The 24224-nt window shown below is 34.6% G+C and carries 32 protein-coding genes; 26 read left to right on the top strand and 6 right to left on the bottom strand.

All coding sequences use genetic code 11. The features are described from left to right. Positions 1–43 precede the first annotated feature (43 nt). From infA to ACFX5U_RS00945, 12 genes are all read left to right on the top strand, one after another. Positions 44–262: a translation initiation factor IF-1 gene (gene infA / locus ACFX5U_RS00890; protein ID WP_002997456.1), complete on the top strand. Its 219-nt coding sequence runs from the start codon at positions 44–46 to the stop codon at positions 260–262. A gap of 45 nt (positions 263–307) precedes the next feature. Then, entirely contained in the window at positions 308–424 is a 117-nt protein-coding gene (gene rpmJ, locus ACFX5U_RS00895) for a 50S ribosomal protein L36 (RefSeq protein WP_038702005.1), read from the top strand. Positions 425–451: 27 nt separating this feature from the next. Further along, on the top strand, positions 452–829 hold the full coding sequence (rpsM, locus tag ACFX5U_RS00900) for a 30S ribosomal protein S13 (protein WP_038695517.1): 378 nt from the start codon (positions 452–454) through the stop codon (positions 827–829). 10 nt (positions 830–839) lie between these two features. Beyond that, positions 840–1229, top strand: coding sequence for a 30S ribosomal protein S11 (gene rpsK, locus ACFX5U_RS00905; protein WP_021190946.1), 390 nt, complete (start codon positions 840–842; stop codon positions 1227–1229). Positions 1230–1286: 57 nt separating this feature from the next. Then, positions 1287–1895, top strand: coding sequence for a 30S ribosomal protein S4 (gene rpsD / locus ACFX5U_RS00910; protein WP_038695520.1), 609 nt, complete (start codon positions 1287–1289; stop codon positions 1893–1895). A 91-nt stretch (positions 1896–1986) separates the two neighbouring features. After that, on the top strand, positions 1987–2979 hold the full coding sequence (locus tag ACFX5U_RS00915) for a DNA-directed RNA polymerase subunit alpha (protein WP_038695522.1): 993 nt from the start codon (positions 1987–1989) through the stop codon (positions 2977–2979). Positions 2980–3050: 71 nt separating this feature from the next. Continuing rightward, positions 3051–3548, top strand: a complete 498-nt coding sequence (gene rplQ, locus ACFX5U_RS00920; RefSeq protein WP_038695524.1) for a 50S ribosomal protein L17 — start codon at positions 3051–3053, stop codon at positions 3546–3548. 139 nt (positions 3549–3687) lie between these two features. After that, a complete protein-coding gene (locus tag ACFX5U_RS00925) occupies positions 3688–4821 on the top strand; it encodes an aspartate aminotransferase family protein (RefSeq protein ID WP_400262266.1) in 1134 nt (377 codons plus the stop codon). A 19-nt stretch (positions 4822–4840) separates the two neighbouring features. Further along, on the top strand, positions 4841–5806 hold the full coding sequence (locus ACFX5U_RS00930; protein ID WP_038695528.1) for an acetylornithine carbamoyltransferase: 966 nt from the start codon (positions 4841–4843) through the stop codon (positions 5804–5806). Positions 5807–5851: 45 nt separating this feature from the next. Beyond that, the gene (gene argB / locus ACFX5U_RS00935) at positions 5852–6649 is read left to right on the top strand and encodes an acetylglutamate kinase (RefSeq protein ID WP_038695529.1); all 798 of its coding nucleotides are present in this window, start codon (positions 5852–5854) and stop codon (positions 6647–6649) included. Positions 6650–6660: 11 nt separating this feature from the next. After that, positions 6661–7464 (top strand): pyrroline-5-carboxylate reductase, encoded by an 804-nt coding sequence (proC, locus tag ACFX5U_RS00940; protein WP_038695531.1) that lies wholly within the window; start codon positions 6661–6663, stop codon positions 7462–7464. Beyond that, positions 7457–8521, top strand: coding sequence for a M20 family metallo-hydrolase (locus ACFX5U_RS00945; RefSeq protein ID WP_400262267.1), 1065 nt, complete (start codon positions 7457–7459; stop codon positions 8519–8521). Before proC ends, ACFX5U_RS00945 begins: the two co-directional genes overlap by 8 nt. A gap of 44 nt (positions 8522–8565) precedes the next feature. Here the strand turns inward: ACFX5U_RS00945 and ACFX5U_RS00950 are convergent, their stop codons facing one another. Further along, positions 8566–9039 carry an Lrp/AsnC ligand binding domain-containing protein gene (locus ACFX5U_RS00950; protein WP_038695534.1) on the bottom strand — a complete coding sequence of 158 codons (474 nt, stop codon included), beginning with the start codon at positions 9037–9039 and terminating at the stop codon, positions 8566–8568. Between the two features lie 221 nt (positions 9040–9260). Here ACFX5U_RS00950 and ACFX5U_RS00955 point away from each other — a divergent pair, with 221 nt between their 5' ends. Then, positions 9261–10304 carry a hypothetical protein gene (locus tag ACFX5U_RS00955; protein WP_400262268.1) on the top strand — a complete coding sequence of 348 codons (1044 nt, stop codon included), beginning with the start codon at positions 9261–9263 and terminating at the stop codon, positions 10302–10304. 3 nt (positions 10305–10307) lie between these two features. Here ACFX5U_RS00955 and ruvC read toward each other — a convergent pair whose 3' ends face one another. Continuing rightward, on the bottom strand, positions 10308–10874 hold the full coding sequence (gene ruvC / locus ACFX5U_RS00960; RefSeq protein ID WP_038695538.1) for a crossover junction endodeoxyribonuclease RuvC: 567 nt from the start codon (positions 10872–10874) through the stop codon (positions 10308–10310). Positions 10875–10996: 122 nt separating this feature from the next. On the opposite strand from ruvC, the gene ACFX5U_RS00965 reads away from it, so the two are divergent. Genes ACFX5U_RS00965 through ACFX5U_RS00975 form a run of 3 tightly spaced genes read left to right on the top strand, consistent with a single transcriptional unit; the run spans position 10997 to position 13089 of the window. Continuing rightward, positions 10997–11974 carry a lysylphosphatidylglycerol synthase domain-containing protein gene (locus ACFX5U_RS00965; RefSeq protein WP_235212330.1) on the top strand — a complete coding sequence of 326 codons (978 nt, stop codon included), beginning with the start codon at positions 10997–10999 and terminating at the stop codon, positions 11972–11974. Positions 11975–11990: 16 nt separating this feature from the next. After that, on the top strand, positions 11991–12473 hold the full coding sequence (locus tag ACFX5U_RS00970) for a glycosyltransferase (RefSeq protein WP_400262269.1): 483 nt from the start codon (positions 11991–11993) through the stop codon (positions 12471–12473). Then, positions 12385–13089 carry a glycosyltransferase gene (locus ACFX5U_RS00975; protein WP_400262270.1) on the top strand — a complete coding sequence of 235 codons (705 nt, stop codon included), beginning with the start codon at positions 12385–12387 and terminating at the stop codon, positions 13087–13089. Before ACFX5U_RS00970 ends, ACFX5U_RS00975 begins: the two co-directional genes overlap by 89 nt. A 1-nt stretch (position 13090) precedes the next feature. On the opposite strand, the gene ACFX5U_RS00980 is transcribed toward ACFX5U_RS00975, so the two are convergent. Next, entirely contained in the window at positions 13091–13828 is a 738-nt protein-coding gene (locus tag ACFX5U_RS00980) for a lysophospholipid acyltransferase family protein (protein ID WP_038695542.1), read from the bottom strand. Positions 13829–13970: 142 nt separating this feature from the next. Between ACFX5U_RS00980 and ACFX5U_RS00985 the strand changes: the two genes are divergently transcribed. From ACFX5U_RS00985 to ACFX5U_RS01015, 7 genes are all read left to right on the top strand, one after another. Further along, positions 13971–14246, top strand: coding sequence for a DUF2089 family protein (locus ACFX5U_RS00985; RefSeq protein ID WP_038695544.1), 276 nt, complete (start codon positions 13971–13973; stop codon positions 14244–14246). A gap of 1 nt (position 14247) precedes the next feature. Continuing rightward, positions 14248–14730 (top strand): hypothetical protein, encoded by a 483-nt coding sequence (locus tag ACFX5U_RS00990; protein ID WP_051959736.1) that lies wholly within the window; start codon positions 14248–14250, stop codon positions 14728–14730. Then, complete coding sequence (locus ACFX5U_RS00995; protein ID WP_038695546.1) at positions 14727–15314, top strand: hypothetical protein; 588 nt, start codon at positions 14727–14729, stop codon at positions 15312–15314. Before ACFX5U_RS00990 ends, ACFX5U_RS00995 begins: the two co-directional genes overlap by 4 nt. Beyond that, positions 15311–16168: an alpha/beta hydrolase family protein gene (locus tag ACFX5U_RS01000; RefSeq protein WP_400262271.1), complete on the top strand. Its 858-nt coding sequence runs from the start codon at positions 15311–15313 to the stop codon at positions 16166–16168. Before ACFX5U_RS00995 ends, ACFX5U_RS01000 begins: the two co-directional genes overlap by 4 nt. Before the next feature lie 7 nt (positions 16169–16175). Beyond that, positions 16176–16685: a hypothetical protein gene (locus tag ACFX5U_RS01005; RefSeq protein WP_400262272.1), complete on the top strand. Its 510-nt coding sequence runs from the start codon at positions 16176–16178 to the stop codon at positions 16683–16685. Positions 16686–16932: 247 nt separating this feature from the next. Further along, a complete protein-coding gene (locus ACFX5U_RS01010) occupies positions 16933–18033 on the top strand; it encodes a glycoside hydrolase family 2 protein (RefSeq protein WP_400262273.1) in 1101 nt (366 codons plus the stop codon). 40 nt (positions 18034–18073) lie between these two features. Then, a complete protein-coding gene (locus ACFX5U_RS01015; RefSeq protein ID WP_400263561.1) occupies positions 18074–19141 on the top strand; it encodes a glycoside hydrolase family 2 TIM barrel-domain containing protein in 1068 nt (355 codons plus the stop codon). Between the two features lie 37 nt (positions 19142–19178). Here the strand turns inward: ACFX5U_RS01015 and ACFX5U_RS01020 are convergent, their stop codons facing one another. The 3 genes from ACFX5U_RS01020 to ACFX5U_RS01030 form a co-directional block, all read right to left on the bottom strand. Further along, positions 19179–19886, bottom strand: a complete 708-nt coding sequence (locus ACFX5U_RS01020; RefSeq protein WP_038695550.1) for an SDR family oxidoreductase — start codon at positions 19884–19886, stop codon at positions 19179–19181. An 11-nt stretch (positions 19887–19897) separates the two neighbouring features. Continuing rightward, positions 19898–20809, bottom strand: coding sequence for a lysylphosphatidylglycerol synthase transmembrane domain-containing protein (locus ACFX5U_RS01025; protein WP_400262274.1), 912 nt, complete (start codon positions 20807–20809; stop codon positions 19898–19900). Between the two features lie 79 nt (positions 20810–20888). Continuing rightward, positions 20889–21221, bottom strand: a complete 333-nt coding sequence (locus ACFX5U_RS01030; RefSeq protein ID WP_038695554.1) for a hypothetical protein — start codon at positions 21219–21221, stop codon at positions 20889–20891. A gap of 56 nt (positions 21222–21277) precedes the next feature. Here ACFX5U_RS01030 and ACFX5U_RS01035 point away from each other — a divergent pair, with 56 nt between their 5' ends. From ACFX5U_RS01035 to ACFX5U_RS01045, 3 genes are all read left to right on the top strand, one after another. After that, positions 21278–21829 (top strand): lipocalin family protein, encoded by a 552-nt coding sequence (locus ACFX5U_RS01035; protein WP_038702013.1) that lies wholly within the window; start codon positions 21278–21280, stop codon positions 21827–21829. Between the two features lie 104 nt (positions 21830–21933). Further along, positions 21934–23061, top strand: a complete 1128-nt coding sequence (locus ACFX5U_RS01040) for a GDP-mannose 4,6-dehydratase (protein WP_400262275.1) — start codon at positions 21934–21936, stop codon at positions 23059–23061. A gap of 153 nt (positions 23062–23214) precedes the next feature. After that, positions 23215–24141, top strand: coding sequence for a hypothetical protein (locus ACFX5U_RS01045; protein ID WP_400262276.1), 927 nt, complete (start codon positions 23215–23217; stop codon positions 24139–24141). Positions 24142–24224: the final 83 nt, after the last annotated feature.

Below are 24224 nucleotides of genomic sequence, written 5' to 3' on the forward strand. Positions count from 1 at the left end.
CTCCTGTTTGCAGGCTATTTAACAAAATAATAATCAAGAATATATGGCTAAACAAGCCTCAATTGAACAAGATGGAATAATTAGAGAGGCACTTTCTAATGCTATGTTTAGGGTAGAATTGGAAAATGGGCATGAAATTATTGCTCATATTTCTGGTAAAATGCGCATGCACTATATCAAAATTTTGCCTGGGGATAAAGTTAAATTAGAAATGTCTCCTTATGATTTGACTAAAGGACGTATTACATACCGTTATAAGTAACGGTCTGATAGTCTGATAGTGCAAGCTTTTGAAAATAATAAAATCATGAAAGTAAGAGCATCAATAAAAAAACGTAGCGCTGATTGTAAGATCATTCGTCGCAAAGGAAAAGTTTTTGTAATCAACAAAAAGAACCCTAAGTACAAACAACGTCAGGGTTAATTAATTAAAAATAATCGCTAAACATATATGGCAAGGATAGCAGGTATTGACTTACCTAAAAACAAAAGGGGTGTTATCGGCCTTACCTACATTTTTGGTATCGGTCGAACAACAGCGGAGCTTATCTTAGATAAGGCGGGAATCAGTCAGGACGTTAAAGTTCAAGATTGGAATGATGAACAATTAGCGGCAATCCGTACATTAATTTCTGAGGAGATTAAAGTAGAGGGTGCTTTACGTTCAGAGATTCAGCTGAATATTAAACGATTAATGGATATCGGTTGTTACCGTGGATTACGTCATCGTAAGCATTTACCAGTTCGTGGTCAACGCACTAAAAACAACTCTCGTACTCGTAAGGGTAAACGTAAGACAGTTGCAAACAAGAAAAAGGCTACTAAATAAAAATTAAGAAATGGCTAAAACTAAAAAAGCTGCAAAAAAACGTATTGTTGTAATTGAGCCTGTTGGTCAGGCGCACATCAATGCTACGTTTAATAATATCATTGTAACTTTGACTAATAATCAAGGTCAAACTATTTCTTGGTCAAGTGCTGGGAAAATGGGTTTTAGAGGGTCTAAAAAGAATACACCGTACGCAGCAGGACAGGCAGCTAATGACTGTGGTAAAGTTGCATACGATTTAGGACTACGTAAAGTAGAAGTATTCGTAAAAGGACCTGGTGCTGGACGTGAGTCGGCTATCAGAACATTACAAACTGTTGGAATTGATGTGACTACTATTAAAGATATCACTCCACTTCCTCACAACGGTTGTCGTCCTCCAAAACGTAGAAGAGTTTAATTAGGTTAAAGATAAGATTCATTAGCTATAGGCTAATAGATACTTTAAGAAAAAAAAATGGCTAGATATACAGGACCTAAGTCCAAAATTGCCCGTAAATTTAGGGAGCCGATTTTCGGCCCAGATAAAGCGTTAGAGAAAAAGAATTATCCTCCTGGACAACATGGAGCATCTAAACGCAGAGGTAAACAATCTGAATACGCTATTCAGTTGTTAGAAAAGCAAAAAGCAAAATACACTTACGGGGTGTTAGAGCGTCAATTCGCTAATTTGTTTGTTAAAGCTGCCTCAAAACAAGGTATTACAGGGGAGATCTTCTTGAAATTACTAGAAGCTCGTTTAGATAACACGGTTTACCGTTTAGGTATTGCCCCTACTCGTTCTGCTGCTCGTCAGTTAGTATCGCACAAACACATTACTGTTAACGGAGATTTAGTTAACATTCCATCATATAGCTTACGTCCAGGTGATGTAATCGCTGTTCGTGAACGTTCTCAATCACTTGAAACAATCACTGATTCAGTTTCTGGTAGAATTATCAACAAACACTCGTGGTTGGAGTGGGATGCAAAAGAACTTAAAGGTACTTTCTTAAGTTACCCAGAAAGATCTGACATTCCTGAGAACATTAAAGAGAACTTAATCGTAGAGTTATACTCTAAATAATAAATAAAGTAGATATATGCATAGTCCAAACTGGATTATGCATATTCTATTGTATTGCAAGTATTATTACAAAAACTTTAAAAAGAAATAAATGGCAATTTTAGCATTTCAAAGACCGGATAAAGTTATCATGCAAAAATCTACAGATTTTGATGGTACGTTCGAATTTCGTCCATTGGAGCCTGGTTTTGGTGTAACCATTGGTAATGCTTTGCGCCGTATTTTATTGTCCTCATTAGAAGGATATGCAATTACGTCGATAAGGTTTTCAGGCGTTTCGCACGAATTTTCAACTATCAAAGGTGTAGTTGAAGACGTTACGGAGATCATTTTGAATTTGAAACAAGTTCGTTTTCAAAAGACTGGTGATCAAGGTGATAGCGAAAAGATATTTGTAGTAATCAATGGTCAAGAGCACTTCTCAGCTGGTGATATCACAAAATTCTCAAACAACTTTACAGTATTAAATCCTGATTTAGTTATCTGTAATATGGATAGCTCGGTTACAATTGAAGTAGAATTGAGCGTAGCTAAAGGTCGTGGTTATGTAAATGCTGATGAGAATAAAGTCGTTGATGGTCCTGTAGGATTAATCGCGATTGATTCGATCTTTACTCCGATTAAGAATGTTAAATTTACCATTGAGAACTACCGTGTAGAACAAAAAACTGACTACGAGAAATTGTTGTTAGATATCTCTACTGATGGTTCTATTCATCCAGAAGAAGCTTTAAAAGAAGCTGCTAAGATCCTTATTCAACACTTTATCTTATTCTCTGATGAGAATATGCTTCTAGAGTCTCAGACTAAAGAGGAAACAAAGGTAGTTGATGAAGAAATTTTGCATATGCGTAAGATTTTGAAAATGGAATTAGTAGATCTAGATCTTTCAGTTCGTGCATTGAACTGTCTGAAAGCTGCTGATATTCGTTCATTATCTGAACTAGTTACTTATGACGTAGCAGATATGTTGAAATTCAGAAACTTCGGTAAAAAATCATTAAGCGAAATTCAAGAATTGGTTAAATCGAAAGGTTTATCATTCGGAATGAACTTGTCTAAATATAAATTAGACGAAGAATAATATATTAAGTAAGCTACTTGTATGTAATTCCCTCTGTGAAGAGACGGTACATACATTAAATTTAAATCAAAATGAGACACGGAAAAAAAGTAAATCACTTAGGCCGTACTGACAGCCATAGAAAGGCAATGTTAGCTAACATGGCAACGTCATTAGTAAAACATAAACGTATTATAACTACTTTAGCGAAAGCTAAAGCTTTACGTAAATATGTTGAGCCATTGATTACTAAATCTAAAACTGATACGACTCACTCTCGTCGTACTGTTTTCTCTTACTTAAAAGACAAAGAGGCTATTACAATCTTATTCCGTGAAATTTCGGAAAAAGTAGCTAATCGTCCAGGTGGGTATACTCGTATTATCAAAATGGAAAATCGTTTAGGTGATAATGCTGAAATGGCATTCATTGAATTGGTTGACTATAATGAAATTTACGGTGGAAAAGCTGCTACAGAGAAAAAAGTAACGCGTCGTCGTGGTACTTCTAAAAAGAAAGCTGAAGAAACTGAAGATGCTAAGGCGGAAACAGAAACCACTGCTACTACTGAAGAAGAAAACAAAGACTAGTATCTTTAATTTTATTAGATATAAAGCCTATCATGAAAATGATAGGCTTTTTTATTTTTGACTGATTTTTAGGAAGACTTAGCTATATTTGCAAAGCATATCGGACTTATATTTCTCATTTAATTATTTATCATTGTCAATGGACTTATTTAACGTTTATCCCATTAATCCAATTAATATAGTAAGAGCTAAAGGCTCGACGGTTTGGGATGCCGAAGGAAATGCCTACTTGGATTTATATGGTGGTCATGCCGTGATTTCAATCGGTCATACACATCCACATTATGTTCAAAGGCTGAAAGATCAATTGGACCGTATTGGTTTTTATTCTAATTCAGTCGAGATTCCTATCCAGCGTGAATTAGCTCGATTGTTAGGTGAGATTTCTGGAAAAGAGAATTTTCATTTGTTTTTATGTAATTCCGGTGCCGAAGCAAACGAAAATGCTTTAAAATTAGCGTCGTTTCATAATAAAAGGAAAAAAATCATTTCTTTTTCAAAAGCCTTTCACGGGCGTACTTCTTTAGCAGTTGCTTGTACTGACAATCCTGCCATTATTGCTCCTGTGAACGAGAATAATGATGTTGTATTTTTGCCTTTCAATGATGAAGAGGCTCTTCTTAAAGCTTTTAAATCTTATGGAGATGATATTTCATCGGTAATTATCGAGGGAATACAAGGTGTTGGTGGTATTCGTGAGGCGTCTGTCGCGTTTCTTAAATTAATTCGTTCTCTTTGTTATCAGTATGATGCAGTCTTTATTGCTGATTCTGTTCAATGTGGATATGGACGTTCGGGTCTATTTTATTCCCATGACTATGCTGGAATCTCAGCGGATATTTATACTATGGCCAAAGGTATGGGTAACGGTTTCCCTATAGGTGCAATTAGTATAGCTCCAAAGTTTGTTGCCACTTTTGGAATGTTAGGTACTACTTTTGGGGGTAATCACTTGGCTTGTGCTGCCGCGGTCTCAGTTTTAGAAGTTATAAAACAAGAAAATTTAATTCAAAATGCCGCAGTAGTGGGCTCATATTTAATTGAAGAATTGAAGAAATTTGATGAAGTCATCGATGTGCGAGGTAGAGGATTAATGATTGGCATTGATTTGCCAGCTGAATTAGCGCATGTAAAGAAAGATTTGCTTAATAAGAGTAATATATTTACTGGAGAGGCTAAGCCTTCTGTAATCCGATTATTACCTGCTTTAAATATAACTAAGGAAGTTGCGGATCAGTTTTTAACCGCTTTTGCCGAAAGATTAAAAGATTAGCTTTGAATAATATATAGATATGAAAAAGTTTTTTTCAGTTAAGGATGTCGCCTCTGTTAGCGAGGTGGTAAATGAAGCTTTGGAACAGAAAGCTAATCCATATGCTCTGGAAAGTTTAGGAAAACATAAAACTTTGGGTTTAGTTTTCTTAAATCCAAGTTTGAGAACTCGTTTAAGTACTCAAAAAGCAGCTATGAATTTAGGCATGAATGTTATGGTCATGAATATGGATAAAGATGGCTGGGCTTTAGAAACTCAAGATGGTGTTGTGATGAATGGAACTACTGTAGAACACATTCGCGAAGCTGCTGCCGTTATGGGTGAATATTGTGACATTTTAGGCCTACGTTCTTTTCCAAAACTAAAAGATAGAGAGGAAGATTATTCAGAAGATTTATTTAATAAATTTATTGAATATTGCGGAGTTCCAGTAGTATCCTTAGAAAGTGCTACTCGCCACCCTTTACAAAGTTTGACAGATTTAATCACAATAACCGAATACAAAAATAGTAAAAAACCCAAGGTTGTACTAGTATGGGCTCCTCATGTGAAAGCATTGCCACAAGCAGTTCCTAATTCATTTTCGGAATGGATGTGTCAGGCTCAAGTGGAGGGTCTAGTTGAATTTACAATTGCTCATCCGAAGGGATATCAGTTGTCTGAAGAATTTACGAATGGTGCAAATATTTCCAATAATTTGGAAGAAAGTATTAAAGACGCAGATTTTTTATATGTGAAAAATTGGTCTTCTTATGAGCAATATGGTCAAGTTTTTCCTGTTACTGAAAATTGGATGATGGATAATCAAAAATTGGCACTTACTAACAATGCCAAGGTTATGCACTGTCTGCCTGTTAGAAGAGATTTGGAGTTGTCTGCAGAAATATTGGATGGTCCTAATTCATTAGTAATTAAAGAAGCAGGTAATCGTGTTTGGGCAGCTCAAGTAGTATTAAAACGTATGCTGGAAAGTTTAGCTAAATAAGGATAAGCTTTAAAATATATTATTTTGGAAGATTTAGAGAGAAAGATGTCAAATAGTGGCCTGAATATTATAAAAATTGGTGGAAATATTATTGACGATGAACAATTATTAAATTCATTTTTGGAGAAATTTGCAGCTTTGCCAGGAAAGAAAATTTTGGTTCATGGTGGGGGTAAGATAGCTACTCGTTTGGCATCAGATTTGGGTGTCGAAGCAAAGATGATTGAGGGTAGACGAATTACAGATGAAGCGATGTTGCGTATTGTTACAATGGTTTATGCTGGTTTAACAAATAAGACTATTGTAGCTAAACTTCAGGTGTTACAATGTGATGCGATTGGTTTAAGTGGTGCTGATGGTGGAACCATTAAGGCCATAAAGCGGCCTGTTAGAGATATCGATTATGGTTTTGTTGGAGATATTTTACATGACTCCGTTAATACTGCCTCTATAAAGAAATTCCTGGAGGCGGGTTTTGTGCCTGTGTTTTCAGCGATTACACATAATGGGTTAGGTCAATTATTGAACACTAATGCGGATACAATTGCTTCGGCACTAGCAGTTGGATTGTCTTCATTGTACGATACTTCTTTAGTTTACTGTTTTGAAAAAAATGGGGTATTGAAAGATGTTAATGATGAACAATCTGTCATTAATTCTATTCATGCCGATGAATTTTCCAAATTGAAAGAAGATGGTATAATCCACGACGGAATGGTGCCAAAATTGCAAAATGCTTTTGATGCTATTCAAAAAGGTGTTCGGAATGTGTATATTGGTCATGCCAATAATTTGCATTTGTTCCAACAAGGGCAATTTGGCACTTGTTTAACCTTAAAATAGAACTTATAATCATGAAAAGAATCACCATTATCGGGACAGGTAATATTGGTTTATCGCTTGCGAAAGGGTTAGTTAAGAAACAATTTTGTCCTGCAGACCAAATTACTTTGACAAGAAGGAATGTCAAGGCCTTATACGCTGAAAGTCAGGAAGGGTTTATTGTTACAGACAATAACTTACTGGCGGTAAAAGAAGCTGATATTATTGTTTTTGCAATTTTGCCTCAACAGTTACGTAAGGTTTTAGAAGAAATTGCTCCGATAGTTAGAAATTCTAATCAGGTTTTTGTTTCGGTTGTGTCTGGAGTAAGTTGTGCAGATATAAAAGCAGTATTAGGAACGGATACAGCAGTTGTGAGAGCAATGCCAAATACCGCAATTGCGATCGGACAGTCGATGACATGTGTAGCAAGTGACGATGCATCTAGTGATGTTGTTAGGGCTGTTGAGGCTATGTTTGAAACTGTTGGTGCCGTTGTGGTTATTAATGAGGATTTAATGACTTCTGCCACAGCGTTGTGTGCTTGTGGAATCGCTTTTTTTTTAAGAGCAATTCGTGCAGCTTCGCAAGGCGGTGTAGAAATTGGTTTTCATGCCCATGATGCGTTAAAAATGGCAATTCAAACTGCTAAAGGTGCGGCAGATTTATTGTTACAGACTCAAAGCCATCCAGAAAGTGAAATTGATAAAGTTACTTCTCCAAAGGGCTGTACAATTGCTGGTTTGAATGAAATGGAGCACAATGGGTTTAGTTCTGCTTTTATAAAAGGGATTAAGCTATCTGCTTGTAAAGCTGGAGGTTTATATAATGAATAAACGAATTCAATTATTTGACGAGAGTTTAACATTGCTAAAATCAATGGTTAGTATTCCCTCATTTAGTCGAGAGGAGAGTGGGACAGCAGCGCTTATTGTTCAATTTTTTGATAATAAGGGTATTAAATCCTATCGTAAAGGAAATAATGTTTGGGCGTACAATAAATATTATGATGCTCAAAAACCTACTATTTTATTGAATTCTCATCATGATACTGTAAAACCGAATACGGGATATTTAAAGGATCCATATTCAGCAGACATTGTAGAGGGTAAGCTTTTTGGTTTAGGGAGTAATGACGCAGGTGGATGTTTGGTTTCGTTAATTGCTGTATTTCTCCATTTTTATGATAATAAAAATTTAAAATATAATTTTTGTTTAGCCGCTAGTGCTGAAGAAGAAGTTTCTGGAAGTAATGGTATTGAATCAATTATATCAGAATTAGGTTCTTTAGATTTTGCTATTGTTGGAGAACCTACATTAATGGATCTTGCTATTGCCGAGAAGGGCTTAATGGTACTAGATTGTACTGCACATGGACAGGCAGGGCACGCAGCTCGGGAAGAAGGAGAAAATGCATTATATAAAGCAATCGAAGATATCAACTGGTTTAAATCATATCAGTTTGATCGGGTATCTAAAAAGCTAGGGCCTATAAAAATGTCAGTTACAATGATACAATGTGGTGCGCAACATAATGTCGTACCTGCAACCTGTGATTTTGTGGTAGACGTTAGGACAACAGATGCTTATTCTAATGAAGAAACGTTGAATATTATTAAGAATAGTGTTCAATCAGAAATCAAGGCCCGTTCAACGCGGTTAAGCTCTTCCTCTATACCTGAAAATCACCCTTTAGTTCTTTCGGGTTTGAGTCTTGGCAAAAAGACTTATGGGTCGCCCACTATGAGCGATCAAGCTTTGCTAAGAATCCCCTCTGTGAAAATGGGTCCCGGATTTTCGGGACGAAGTCATATGGCGGATGAATTTATATATGTTGATGAAATTAAAAATGGAATAGATGAATATATCGCTATTTTGGAAAAAATATTATAATGAATAAAAAAGGCACAAATTAATTTGTGCCTTTTTTATTCATTTTATATTAGACTAATTTGTCGTTTTATGCTTTCTTCCAATGATATAATTGTCTCGGTACGTTGAATTCCTTGAACTGACTGAATATCCTCATTTAGAACTTTACGTAGATGTACAGTATCTCGGCAGATTATTTTCGCAAAAATACTGTATTGCCCTGTGCAATAATGCAACTCAACGACTTCTTTGATTTCTTTTAATTGTGCTACAGCATCTGAATATTGAGAACCTTTTTCTAAATATATACCTAAGAATGCAGTAATGTCAAAGCCTACTTTTTGAGGATTTATAATTAAATTGGATCCTTTAATTATACCTAATTCTTCCATTTTCTTCATTCGAACATGGATAGTTCCACCAGATACAATTAATTTTTTTGCTATTTCTGTGTAAGGAATAGACGCATCATTCATCAAAATTGATAATATCTGAATATCAAGATTGTCTAAATCGTAATTAGAATAGTTGTTTTCCATTAAAAGTGCTGTTTTTAATTAAATTAATCTGTTTGTATGTTGTATTTATAAATACATATAAAAGATTAAAATTTTAAATTTTTCAAAAATACTAAGTTTTGTTGGTTTATGTCTGTAAATTTAGTAAAAATTTAATAGACATATTGTTAATGTGATATTTAAATAACAATTTTAGTATTAATTTAAACTTTGACTTACTTTGTCCCAATAAAACGAAATTTATGGAAATAGAAGATGTGAGAATTTCGAGAAAGAAACCAATATTTGCTGTTGGAGATGGTTTACATAAATATTTGCGCATGTATCAGCGAGATGCAAAATTTCCTATTACATATAAAGATCTTCTCACTTTTACAGAGACTATACCTGTACTAGATAAGTATGGCAATGATACTTATTGGGAAACACCATTATACCCACCCTATCTAATCGATAATCTTTATGAAGGTTTAAAGATTATTTATGCAAAATTGAAAGCATCTGGCAATACCCGTATCGTACAGCATAAATATATTGACCGTGTTGAGTATTGTGCCTTTGGTAATACGCGGCCGTTTCGAATTCGTATTGTAAATCGCCTTAATGATGTATACGATTATTTCTATATCAAGCAGGCGGATGCTTCAAGAATTTATGGCTTGGAGTTAGAGGAAATTTTATCGCCAAATCAGGTAAACTATATGGTCGACAATGAAACACTCGTTGAAGAACATATTGTCGGGATTCCTGGTGATACTTTTGCTAAACAGCGTATGTATACGCCGGATTATAACCTTACTAGGATTTCGAAGGAATTTGTCAAATTTAATGAACGTTGCATTATCACTCTTTTGGGAGACATGCGCGCATATAATTTTGTGGTTCAAATAACCCCTGACTTTGATGATTTTCAGTTTCGAATTCGTGCGATTGATTTTGATCAGCAGTTTTATGAGGGTAACCCTAAAGTTTATATGCCACAATTTTTCAAAGAGAATTTTCCCTATGCTAAGCTTTCTATGGAACATTTGACAGAAAAAACGGTGTTACAGTATCAACAAGAAGAACGATCATCGATAGTACACCGTGTTAGAAGTGAAAGACATCGTATTGCAGATTTGCGCGATGCCTCAAAAACTCAGCAATTATCGACGGAGGCTAACATTAAGCAATTGCGAGAAGCCTACGCTATTTCGACGGCAAATCTGCAATATTTAAAGTGTAAAACAATGACAGATATTGTTGAATTGAACGTGAAGAATGTAATCAGGCAAGTGCAGCTTTAGCACTTATTTGACCCTTTTTTCGTTGTCTTTAACAAATGCGCTCCAACCGCTGTAGCTTTTACTAGATCCTGAGGTAGCATTTTTTTGGAAGGAATGGCATACAGCGACAGCTAATCCATCTGTTGCATCAAGGAATTCAGGACTTTCATTAAACTTTAATAACGATTTTAGCATACCGGCAACTTGCTCTTTCGTAGCATTTCCATTTCCGGTAACAGATTGCTTTATTTTTCTTGGAGCGTATTCATATATTGGAATATCAAAATTTAATGCGGCAGCCATTGCAACCCCCTGTGCTCTTCCTAATTTGAGCATAACTTGGATGTTTTTTCCATAGAAAGGTGCTTCTAGGGCAACACTGTCGGGCTTGTACTCTTCTATTAGTGCAGTGGTTTTCTTAAATATGCGTTGAAGTTTTAGTGCGTGATCGTCAAGATGTCCCATTTTTATAACACCCATTGTAATTAGGCTGATATTGTTACCTTGTTCACGAATAAGCCCATAACCTAATACTACTGTACCAGGGTCGATACCTAAAATAATTCTTTCTTTCGCTTTCTCCTTCTGCATGTGCAATATTACATTTTTTATTCGATATGGATATGTAGTCAGGTATTAAAGGATGCTATTATTGCCATAAAATAGCTTTAGCTTTGATTAAAATTTAGTAACATTGTGTCCAAAATTGAGGAATGTTGACAAAAGCTCAAAAGAAGTATGTAGGTGTATTGATTAAGATAGCTGTTTTGGCTTTTGCTGGCTGGTATATTTACCAACAGCTGTCTGATCCCAAGAATCTACTTAAATTTAAAACATTAATTTCAGGAATTGATCCCCATTTTTTTTGGCTAACATTTGCTTTGATAGTTTTATTAATGTTTGCCAATTGGATGCTAGAAGTGATAAAATGGCAGTATCTAGTTGTAAGGATTGAAAAAATATCTTTTGGCAAAGCTTTTCAATCTGTGTTTAGTGGATTGACTTGGGCAATCTTCACTCCAAATAGAATTGGTGAATATGGTGGTCGTGTTTTGTTTCTAAAACCTGAAAACCGAGCTAGTGGAGCCGTAGCTATGGGTGTTGGATTATTTGCTCAGTTGGTATTAACGAGTATTGCAGGTGCATTGAGCATAGCTTGGTTTGCTTGCACATATTTAGATACACCAGTTTCCATTGAATTTGGTATATGGCTATTAGCTATTATTTATGCTACGGGCTTTTTAGTACTCTATTTTAATGTAAATTGGATCGATACCTTGGTCGGAAGAATTAAACTTTTGAATCGTATCAAACCTTTTTTTTCAATATTGGAAGAATATACCTTTAAAGAATTACTTGTTGTTATTTTGATATCACTAGCTCGTTTTATCATTTTTACTTCACAATATATTATTTTAATGATGGTCATTCTGCCTAATTTGCCAGTTATGGCAATGGTTTTGATGATATTTATACTTTTCTTTGTACAAGCGGCCTTACCGACATTGGATATTTTTGATTTTAGTGTTCGGAGCTTTGTTGCAGGAAATTTATATAGTTATATTACAAATCAAGAATTGGCAGTAATGGCGATTGTTTCTTGTATTTGGTTTGTTAATTTGATCCTGCCAGCAGTTTTAGGGTCTATTTTTGTTTTGAAAATAAATTTTTTCGGTGATTCTAAGTCTTAGCTCTTTAACAATAATATTGGCGGTTATATATATCGCCTTAGTGCTGTATATGCGTTTAGGTTGGTTTGAGATATCCTCTGTGATATCAAACTATCGACCTACGAAGCGCGTATCTGTTATCATAGCAGCTCGTAATGAAGAGTCTGGGATAGCACGTACGATTGAAGCTGTTCTTAATCAAAATTTTCCAATGGAATTGTTGGAGTTGATTATTATAGATGATCATTCGACCGATCGTACCAGTGAAGTTATTTCATCTTATGCCGATCGCGGAGTTAAATTGATTCAATTGAATGAGAGTAATAAATTAAATTCATATAAAAAATTAGCTATTGCAAAAGCGATAGGCTTAAGTACCGGAGAGATTATTGTAACAACAGATGCTGACTGTAGGATGGGAGAGAAACTGGTTGAAGACGGTAATAAGTTATTTCGAAACACAAGATTTATTTCTATTATCATCACCAGTCATTTATTCAGAAGAGAAATCTTTTTTTGAGCGTCTGCAGACTCTTGAGTTCTTATATTTAATTGGTTTAGGAGCTGCCGGTATTGGCAACCGAAATCCAACAACCTGTAATGGTGCAAATTTGGCCTACCGTAAAGATATTTTCTATGAGATGGGCGGATTTTCTGGGATTGACGAATTGGCTTCTGGAGATGATGAATTATTTTTGCACAAAGTAGCTGAAAAATATGCTAATAAAATAGGTTTTTGTAAATCCACAGAAGCCATTGTTTATACCGATGCCAAACCAACCTTAAAGTCATTTCTTAGCCAGCGAAAACGTTGGGCTTCTAAAAGCACAAAATATAAAAATAAAGCAGTTGTATTATTAGGGATAACGATTTGGCTATTTAATTTCTGCATGCTTGCCTGTTTTTTGGGAGGCATATGCTACCACTATTCTTACCTGTTTACTTTCTTGGTGATTTTAGTCGTTAAGATATTTGTCGAATATGTATTTATACAACCTTTGACAAAATTTGCAGGGAGAGAAGAGTTAATTCGTTACTTACCTATCCTTTCCCTATTACATATTATTTATCTTGTGTACATTGGTATCTTGGGTAATATTGGTAAATACGATTGGAAAGGTAGACAGGTAAAGTAGTCTAATTATCTTCCACCTTTTTTCGAATCTTTTGTTCAGCTTCCAATACGATTTCCTCTAAACTTTTATTTGTCTTATCAATAGGGTCTAATACTTCCCAACTCATTTTTACAAAAGGAGTAAATGGAAATGAGCCATTCTTAGTCATTTCATACGAGCCCTTAATTGCTATTGGGACAATTAGTGCCTGTGGATTTTTCTTCAATAGAGTAGCGATTCCGCCGATATGAAAAGATTTCATTTTCCCATTCCTAGTTCTAGTCCCTTCTGGGAAAATAAAAGCAGACCAATTTTTTGTCTTCATATTATTCGCAAGCTTTAAAATTTCTCCTATTGATTGTTTTGAATCTTTACGGTCAATGTTAGCCGCGCCACCATGTTTTAAGTTGAAAGAAATACTTGGGATTCCCTTAGCTAATTCAATTTTGGAGATAAATTTACCATGGAATCTCCTTAGAAAGAAAATCATTGCTGGGATGTCAAATGAACTTTGATGATTGGCGACAAAAATTATAGGACGTCCACTTGGAATATTTTTATTATCAATAAAAGTGACACTATTTAGTAAAAGGCAATTACAATAGGTTAACAAAAAATTGAGAATATCTACACTTCTCTTATGTGCTTCATATCCTCCTAATTTTAAACTCAACCACTGAATTGGATGGAAGATTAAAAGGCACAAGCCAAAAAAGAAATAAAAAATGGGTGTCAGAATAAAGCCAATAATCTTCTTCATGTTTAAATCTAGTAATTATTTGCAGCAAATATAATTATTAATATACTTTACAAATAATTGATAGTGCATGTTTTTAATTTTATTCAATTTTACTTTCATAATATTGATATTCCTCTTAATAATATTTATATTTATAGTACAAATGAAAAGATTTCCAAATAAATGTCCGAGCTGTGATGCAAAATTAGAGGTCAGTAAATTAACCTGTACATCGTGTGATACCGAGGTGATTGGTAAATTTACGTTACCCATTTGGACGCAATTAACACTTGAAGAACAACAATTTGTTCTTCAATTTTTATTAAATTCAGGTAGTTTGAAAGAAATGGCAAATCAACTGGGTAAGAGCTATCCGACAGTAAGAAATAAATTAGATGACCTTATCGAAAAATTATTGAAATTTAAAAATATTAAATAATATGGATTTTCACGAAAAACAATCTTTTTGGAATTGGCTGCTCGTTATATTAATGATGATATTGTTTATATCTACATTAGATTTTGATTGGGAAGCAGTATTAAAAGGCAATCTAAAAGAAATCAGTATTAACCCTAGTTTTTGGATTATACTCACAATTACGGTTTTATTTTCTTTGGTTAGATTAAGAACAACAATTGATAGAAACGGTATTACGGTCCAATTTTTCCCTTTTTTATTAAAAAGTAAATTAATCAAGTGGTCAGAGTTGGAACAAATTTATGTCAAGGATTATAATCCCATCGCAGATTATGGTGGTTGGGGGTATCGAAATGGAGGTGAAGGTAAGGCATATAATACAAAAGGTAATCAAGGCTTACAATTAATATTCAAGGACGGATCTAGACTATTAATTGGCACTCAAAAGAAGAAAGAATTAGGAAGTATAGTTAATAAGGTAAATCAAGAAATATTTCTAAAATGAAGATAAATAAAATCATCGTAAATCCATTTGATAATCTTTCCGAATCGAAATTGATTGTTATTGGTTTCATTTCATTTTTGATAGGGACTTTCGCAGCTTATTATCTAGGGGGGTCTTATCCTGGCTTAATAAGTTTCAAATCTAATTCAGCGACATTATTACAATTATTTTATCAAAATGTGATAGCAACGATTTTATTAACCCTAGTTTTATTTATTCTAGGAAAGATCTTGACTTCTCGCGTGAGATTAGTTGATATGTTTACAACTGTTTTGGTGGCTAGATCTGCTATCTATTTTATGGCATTACTAAACACTAATAAATGGCTGAATCCGATTGCTGATTTAATGACAAAAAATGCATTGGACCCACAAGCTGTAACCACCGTTGATAAAGGTGATTTGATTTTATTGTTTATAGGGGTGATTATTATATTATTACTAATTATTTACTTCTTTTATTTGCTGATTAAAGGTTTTCGTATTGCTATTAATAGTAAGAAAAATTATCATGGTTTACTGTTAATAATAATAGTTTTCTTATCAGAAGCGATTAGCGCAATTTTTATACCCTATTACATATGATGATTTTCAAAAAATTAATTTATATAATTCTTTTATTGTGCGGTTCTTTATCCTCTTTTTCACAAGAATTTTCGGGGAAATGGCAAGGTGACTTGAAAGTTGGTCATTCAAGCTTAGTTTTTGTAATTCATATTTCTCAAGAAAAGGGTGTATGGAAGGCAAGCGCAGATAGCCCAGATCAAGGAGCATTTGATATTCCTGCACAAGTGAACATAACAGGTAATGGTATTGAAGTTGTTATTGATGGGGGTATCCGCTATTTAGGGAAATTAGAGCGAGCAGATTTTATAGGTGGGGAGTTCCAGCAAGGGGCATTTAAAGTGAAATTGGATCTATTAAAGTCAGGGGATATTAACAAAGAAACAAAACGGGTTAGATCTCAACGAGTCATTCCGCCTTATTTTTACGATACAGTTGATGTATTTTTTAAAAATAAGTATGATGATGTTCAATTGAGCGGAACTTTAACAACTCCTAAACAGAAAGGAAAATTTCCAGCGGTAATTTTGATTTCAGGGAGTGGGCCTCAAGATCGTAATGAATCCATGATGGGACACGAGCCCTTTCGTATTCTTTCTGATTATTTGACCAAAAATAATATAGTTGTATTGCGTTATGATGATCGAGGAGTCGGGAAATCGCAAGGAAATTTTATGAATGCAACAATTGAGAATTTTAGTAAAGATGCGATGGCAGGGATAGACCTCCTTAAAGGGAGACCAAACGTCGATATGAATAAGATTGGTATTATAGGTCATAGTGAAGGGGGATTGATTGCAGAAACTGCTAGCTGGTCAAAAACTACCATCACTATCATATATCATATCATTAGCTGGCCCTGCAATAGCTATTGATTCATTAATGGTAGCGCAATTATACCGTATTGGTCAAGTTGCGGGAATGTCAGAGGAGGCCCTAAATCATGCGATGCAAATCAATAGAATAAATTTTGAAATTGTCAAGAGTAATAAGCCATACCAAGAAGCGATGACAGCGATACTCGATAATATGAAAATTGATGCAACAAAATTAAACTCAGCTAATCAATTGGAACTCGAGACGCTTTTGTTGCCGTCATATCGGTATTTTATGCGTATTAATCCGATTCCATTTATTAAAAAGATTACGATTCCAGTATATGCGGCTTTTGGAAGCTTGGATGTACAAGTCCCTGCAAATGAAAATCTGAAAAGTCTGAAATCTAATCTACCTTTTAATCGTAAAACTATTTTAAAAGAATATGAAGGCTTGAACCATTTATTTCAAAAAGCGACAACTGGTGCTGTTTCCGAATATGCAGAAATTAGCGAAACCATGAATAATGAGTTGCTAGTTGACTTGGTAAAATGGATTCATACAGTCAACAAATAAGCTAATTATCCTTATTAATTTGTATTATTTAAGTGACAGCATTTCTATTTTATTAAAAATGCGATAACGTTGTAAATTGCTATTGAAGCTAATTGAGACGTGATATTGATATTTTATAATAGTAAATGCTCATAAAGGGGTGCCCACCTCTTTCGTTGGAATTCAAATAGGTTTATATCTTTGTTATTACACGCCATCATTATAATCATGATGATCACTATTAAACAAAAACCTTTATTTTATTATTATGAATTTCAAGGCAGTTATTATCTTAACTTTCTTAACTATTATGGCTTCAATAGCGACAGCTAGAGAGGTTATAGCTTTTAATCAGGATTGGGCTTTCAAAAAGGGACCTTTTACGACAGATGTTTTACAATACGGCAACGTTTTTTCTGGAAGTTGGCAAGTTGTATCAGTCCCCCATACGTGGAATGCAAAAGATATGCAAGTCCGTAATGACCGATTCACCTCTAATGAGAAGTTTTATGTAGGAGAGGCATATTATCGCAAGACCATTACTCCCGAGGAATCATGGCGTGGTAAGCGTATCTTTATAAAGTTTGAAGGAGTTAATACAAATTCCGAAGTTTACATCAATAATTCTCCCTTATCATCTAAAAAGGAAAAAGGTAACATGATGTATGATAGTTCAAAGCCTAATGGAAATTATCAAATTGTAGGAAGACATCAAGGTGGCTATTCGGCTTTCGTTTTTGAATTGACAAATATGTTGAAATTTGGAGAAGAAAATGAAATCCTTGTTAAAGTAAGTAACGAGGCTACCCCACAAGTTATTCCTGTAAACCATACGCTATTTCCTATGTATGGTGGTATTTATCGTCCAGTTGAGCTTATAGTAACAGATAAAATTAACATCGCTGTATCGGACTATGCATCTTCTGGAGTATTTATAAGCCAAAAGCAAATAAATAAAAAGAGTGCTCACATAAGTTTAAAAGTAAAACTGGAAAATAAAAATGCTGATGCGCGCAATATAGCTATCGTAAGTACGATTTTGGAGCAGAATGGTACTGTTAAAACAAAGGAAATAAAGAACTATCAGATACTTCCACAAGGTAGACAGGAGGTAGTACAAGAAATTAAAATAAATAATCCGCACCTATGGCAAGGTATTGACGACCCTTACCTGTATAAAGTTGTGACGCAAATTATAGATGGCACCACTGTTTTGGACGAAATAGTCCAACCATTGGGACTTCGTAAGTTTGAAATGCGCGCCGGGGAAGGTTTCTTTTTAAACGATATTAAATATCCGATGTATGGGGTAACGCGCCATCAAGATAGATGGGGAAAAGGTTTCTGCATTATCAAATGCCGATCATGACGAGGATTTAGCAATTATCAAGGAAATTGGGGCGACTACAATTCGCTTAGCACATTATCAACAGGCAGAGTATTTTTATGCCAAATGCGATAGTATGGGCTTTGTGGTTTGGGCGGAGATTCCATTTGTTAACCGTGTAACGACATTTGAAGAAGCAAATGCTAAACAGCAATTGACAGAACTAATAAGGCAGAATTATAATCATCCTTCCATTTATACCTGGGGTCTACACAATGAAGTCTATACACCCAATGCTTATACAATCGAATTAACAACAAAGCTCAACGACTTAGCAAAGACTGAAGATCCATTTCGATATACTGTACAAGTAAGTGGTTATAATATAATCGACCATGCTGTTAATAACAACGCAGACATGCAAGGGATAAATCATTATTTTGGGTGGTACAATGGCGTTATTCGTGATGTAGATAAATGGGCCGATCAAATTTCAAAAGACTTTAAAGATTATAAAATAATCTTTTCTGAATATGGAGCTGAGGCCAATCCCAGTCATCAGCAAGAAATTGTAGGAGATGTTGGCAATCAGTGGGCAAACCCCGCGTTTTTTCCAGAAGAATTTTCAACTAAATTTCATGAGATACATTGGGGGACGATCAAGAGACACCCTGTTTTTTTAGCGTCATATTTGTGGAATACATTTGACTTCGCCACACCTATTACAGCTTTAAATGTTGAGCCAAGAAACTACAAAGGACTGGTTACTTTTGACCGGAAGCTTAAAAAAGACCCTTTCTATTGGTACAAGGCAAATTGGAGTAAAGAGCCGGTATTATATCTAACTCAACGTCGCGTTGTTGAAAGAGCAAATGAGATAACAGCTGTCACTGTTTATTCTAATGTCGGCACACCTACTTTGATGGTAAATGGTGTTGAGGTAAAGGAATTCGCTATTGGAGAGACAGATGTCCATTATATCTTTCAAAATGTTAAACTGAAAGAAGGAGATAATACCATTCAGGTAAAAGCTTCAATAGATGGGCAGCAATTAGAAGATAAAATTAGCTGGCATTATACGAGAGATAATCCAAAGGCAATCAGTAAAGATGGGCCAAAAGATAATAAAAATGAACATATTGGTTTATAATAAAAGGGCTCATTGCTATTAGAGCCCTTTTATTATTTTATGGAGTAGTCAATGCTACGGGTAAAATTTTACCATTGTAGTATTGATGCCCATTTTGGGCAAATTCTGCGATGTATCTACCCATTTCAAATGCTAATTTACCTGCTTCTACACCAGGGAATGCCGCTTCGAACATTTCTGTTTGAGCTGATCCGAGTGCCAAGCAATTCACACGTATCCCTCTATCCTTAAATTCTTCTGCAAGACATTCTGTCAACACTGCTAATGCAGCTTTGCTTGAAGAATAAGCTGCTAAACCACTGAATTTTGATGATCCTTGAACGCCTCCCATGCTTCCAATATTAAGAATATGGGCACCTTCTTGCATCATCGGGACGATATTTTGAATCATATTGGCATGTGCCAAAATATTGGTTTGAAACATAGAAGCTATTTCCTCCATCGAGCTTTCCATGAAGGGTTTGTTTATTAAAATTCCTGCATTATTGATAAGAATGTCTACCTGATCAAATTTTGATTTAATGAATGGTAATAGCGTTTGATAGTCATCATAGACAATATCGAACTGTGCTGGATATAAGTTGCCCCCATCAAAGTTTAAGTCTGAGGCAATCTCATGTAATCGTTTTAGCTTATCTGCTGAACGCGCCAAAGCAATCACATTATTTTCTTTTTTTGCAGTTAGATCTAAAACAGCTTCAAATCCAACACCACTGCTCGCTCCAGTTATTATAATATTTGGCATAATTTTTTAATTTAATCTTCAGTTTGTGATTCTTCCAGCTCTTTAACAGAGGGTAATTTATCGGTACCTAAGACGGAAGGATGAAAAATATAGTACGAACCTGTAAAGGCCATAATGGCAGATATAATATAAAATAGTAGGCTGATTAAAACAGCTAAATGCGAATCTAGGTGAAAGAAATTAGCCCCCCAAACGTATACCAATTCGCGCATACCCAATCCACCGACCGAAAAGGGGATGATGGCCACTAATGAAGATGCTAGGAAAAGGAACAGATAAGGCGAAAATTTACCTTCAAAACCTAATGCATATAAAATCATGATAGCAGAAACAACCTGCATGGATTGTACTCCTATCGCCTTCAAATGTGTCTTAACAAAATTTGATTTAAAATCTTTAAAGAACTTTCCAACTAACATATAATATAGAACAGTACCAACAATAAAGCCAATGATGGTTAAATAATTAGGTATTCCAAGCTGAGGCATAAAAATCACCAATGCAGCTATAATTAGGCAAAGCGCCCATAGTCCACTTAGTCGATCAAAAAATAATGCACCTAAAAGTTTTCGGCCCTTAATACTATGTTTTTTTCGAAGAAAATAAATTTTATATCCATCGCCACCTACACCTCCTGGCAAGAACAGGTTATAAAATAATCCCAGTTGATAAAGCTTGAAGTTGTATCGTTCAGAAACATGAAGTCCTATTGCTGTCAGGAAACTGAGTAAGCGAGACGAGGATATGAGGATTGAGATCGCATAGGCTAGGAATGCAAGGAGTAAAAATAGCGGATTTGAATTAATCACAGCTTCTTTCAAATCTTGAATTGAAACCTGGCTAAATACCCAATAGAGAGCTGTGATAGTGACAACAACCTTCAATAGGTTTTTAGCTATTTTCCAAATTAGTTTTTTATTCATTAGATATTAAGAATATATTTTGACTTTCGAGATTGATTTTCAAAGTTATTAATTTGATTAAAAAAATACGTTAGGTCAATTATCCAATTAAAGGATATATACGCGAGTATAAAAGGATAAGATAGATTAACAAAAATATGGTACACAAAGAGAATTGCCAATTGATATCTACACGTGAATATTTATTTTTCAACATGATAACAAGCAAAACAATGAATATAACAAAAAGTAATGCAGGAGCCACTATAGCCATTTCATTTGGAAAAGCAACGTTCTTTGCATCTAATTTAGATTCTGCTTCCTGATTAGATAATAATGGAACAGAAGCAAGTGCTAAAAGTAAAACGAATATACGCATTAGTGATTTTGCTACAATCTTACTAATGGTATGATTTTTGGATGTCTCAATCATGATTTGTTGTTATATTTACAACAAAAATACAATAAGTAACTATAAAATTAATGAATATGAATCGAGTTCTTTTATCTATCACAACTCTCATGTTGAGTTTGGTTCTTTTTTCGGCTTGTAGTATGCAACCAAAAGGAACATCATCCAGTTCTTCATCAACTGCGATGACTACTGGCCCTAGCGCATCTGACTGGAAAGGCGCTGTAAAAGGAACTTGGGTACTAGATCAAATTGATCGTGAAAACTTACCGGCATCTTATACCATTAAAAGTGTATTTGAAGAAGCTCCAGCAGAGTGTTTTGTAGGCAGTACCTGGATTCTACCAGGTAATGGTAAAGGAAATATATCTTTTTCAGCTGATGGAAAGCTATGTGCTCCTGGTGCATCTAGAGATATCATATGGTCTATCTATAACCCGGGAAAAAATAATGGCGAGCCACAATTTCAATTCAAAAAAATCTATGCTGGGGATAAGGCAAAAAATGTTATCACTGGTTATCGTTTAGACCTCTCATATAGTGATGCAAATAAATTGGTTATGCGTATGCCAGTAACTATTACTAATGGAGAAGCATATTTAGTATTTACTTTTTCTAGAGTGAATTAGTAATTAAAATGTTTAAATAAATAAAGCTATAGGGAACTATAGCTTTATTTATTTAAAAAAGAATGCTTTACAAGTGTGAATAGATTGAAAAAGTAATAAAATTAGTGCTAAATACGATGTTGTGCAGTGAGAAAAAAGTAGCTTTAATTACGGGAGTTCTGGGACATGACGGAGTATATCTTGCCGCGTTTTTATTAGATAAGGGATATTTTGTACATGTGATTAAAAAGCAAGGATATTTTTTTAATTCCGAACTTGTCATTGCTTTGTGCCAAGATAGTCCACTAATAGATCGACATATCATACTCCATGATAATGATTCGAAAGATTCAACAAATTTGAGCGCTATCATTCAAAAAGTTCAGCCAGACGAAATTTATAATTTAGGAGCCCAATCATTAGACAAAAGATCAAATAAATCCCCAGAATACTGCGTCAATGTTGATGAATTAGGTATCTTACGTATTTTAGAAGCTGTACGTTTATTGGGGCTAACAGATAAATGTCGCATTTATCATGGTTCCTCATCAGAAATATCCAGTCTTTTACAAGAGGAGGGGAAGGATAAGGTTGCACCTTTTTGTTCAAGCAGTTCCTATGCTTTATCCCAACTATATGAATATTGGACAACCGTTAACTATCGAGATACCTATCAGATGTATGCATGTAATGCTATATTACTGAATCACGAAAACCCTTTAGAAGCAGCTGAAGCGCATAAAATAATTAAAGCTATAGCACGAATAGCATTAGGCATGCAAGATCGTCTTTATCTAGAGAATTTATCAGTTCAAAGGAAATGGGGCAATGCTAAAGATTATGTAGAAGCAATTTGGCTTACATTACAACAAAATAAAGCCGCAGATCATGTCATCGACACAGGATTAACCTCTACAATACGTGAATTTATCAGATTAAGCTTTGCAGAGCTAGGTATAGAAGTTGAATTTTGTGGCAGGGGAGAGCAGGAAAAAGGTGTCATAATTGACATTGATGAAGAAAGATTAGCAAATCTTAATATTGATAAGGATGCGATAAAATTTGGGCAAACTGTTGTCAAAATCGAGGAGCCAATTTTCAGCCCATTAAAAGTAGACTTTATATCAATGGATACTGATAAAACAAAGATTAGCTTGAAATGGACCCCTAAATATGACTTGAGGATGCTTATTAATGAAATGATGTATTCAGGCCTATCGCAAGTTCGGGAAGAAGAATTTTCACAAGAATAGATTGCTCCTTCCTTAATTAGCGTAGTTTAGAAAAAGATTGCCAAATAATATTGGTGAAATATACTTAAAACACGAAATTGGAATAATATTTGTTGTAAACATATATCTACAGGGCTATTGGGTTAGTCAAATAAAAATTGGAGTTCAAGTGTAATGGAAACTGAATTAGTAAAAGGGAATAAGCAGGAAGAGATTAAGAGAAATACGTCGAAAGTTTATTTTTTTATAATAGCAATAGCAGCTTTAGTTGTTACGAATGTTTATTTTTATGTAAAGTTTAAGTCTTCAGGAGAGAAGGTATATGCACTTACAGTCGAAAAAGAAAATCTCGAAGTAGAGATTGATCGGATTGAGGCCGAGCTGGATAAAATGAAAATAGAGAATGTTCAATTATCTCCTCCCTTAGTCGAAAAAGAATTAGATGCTAGAAATAAAATTGTCGATTTGCGCGCTAAATTAGCTCGGAAAGAGCTATCACAATCTGATATTAATTATGCGCAATCAACAATTACCTCCTTAAAAAGTGAGGTTGCATATTTTACCTTAGATGTCAACAGGTTGATACAGGAAAATAAAATATTGGCGGAAAAGAATGACCTATTGCAGAAAGAAGTCTCTGAGTCATCCAATAAGATTTCAGATTTAAAAAATTCGAATCTAAATTTAGCGTCAAAAGTAAATGTTGCAGCTGCACTTAAGGTTTCAAATATAGCTGTTTATGGTCTTCAAGAAAAGCGAAATAAGAAGCTTGAAATTGAAGAGAGAGCTAAAAGAGTGGATAAACTCAGTGTCAATTTTACTATAGCTGATAATACTTTGGCTAAAGAAGGAAAAAAAGATGTTTTCGTCAGAATTATTGATCCTCAAGGAAATTTAATCGTCAATCAGGACGGTAATACATTCTATGCTCATGGAGAGAAGCTTCAATTTACTTTTAAAGATGGTCTTCAATTCACAAATCATGGAGAAGAATATACGCTTTACTGGACTGGCGATAATAAATTTGTAAAAGGAGCATATACTGTCCTTCTATATTCAGATAATGCTATTATGGGAAGATCAACAGTCGTATTGAAGTAATTATAACAATATCTTTTATTGCTAACGGTGAATATTATAAAATAAGGAGCACATAGAATATGTGCTCCTTATTTGTTTTTCAG

Origin of the sequence: Sphingobacterium sp. SG20118 (genome assembly GCF_044740685.1) — a bacterium.
In the GTDB taxonomy this organism is placed as follows: domain Bacteria; phylum Bacteroidota; class Bacteroidia; order Sphingobacteriales; family Sphingobacteriaceae; genus Sphingobacterium.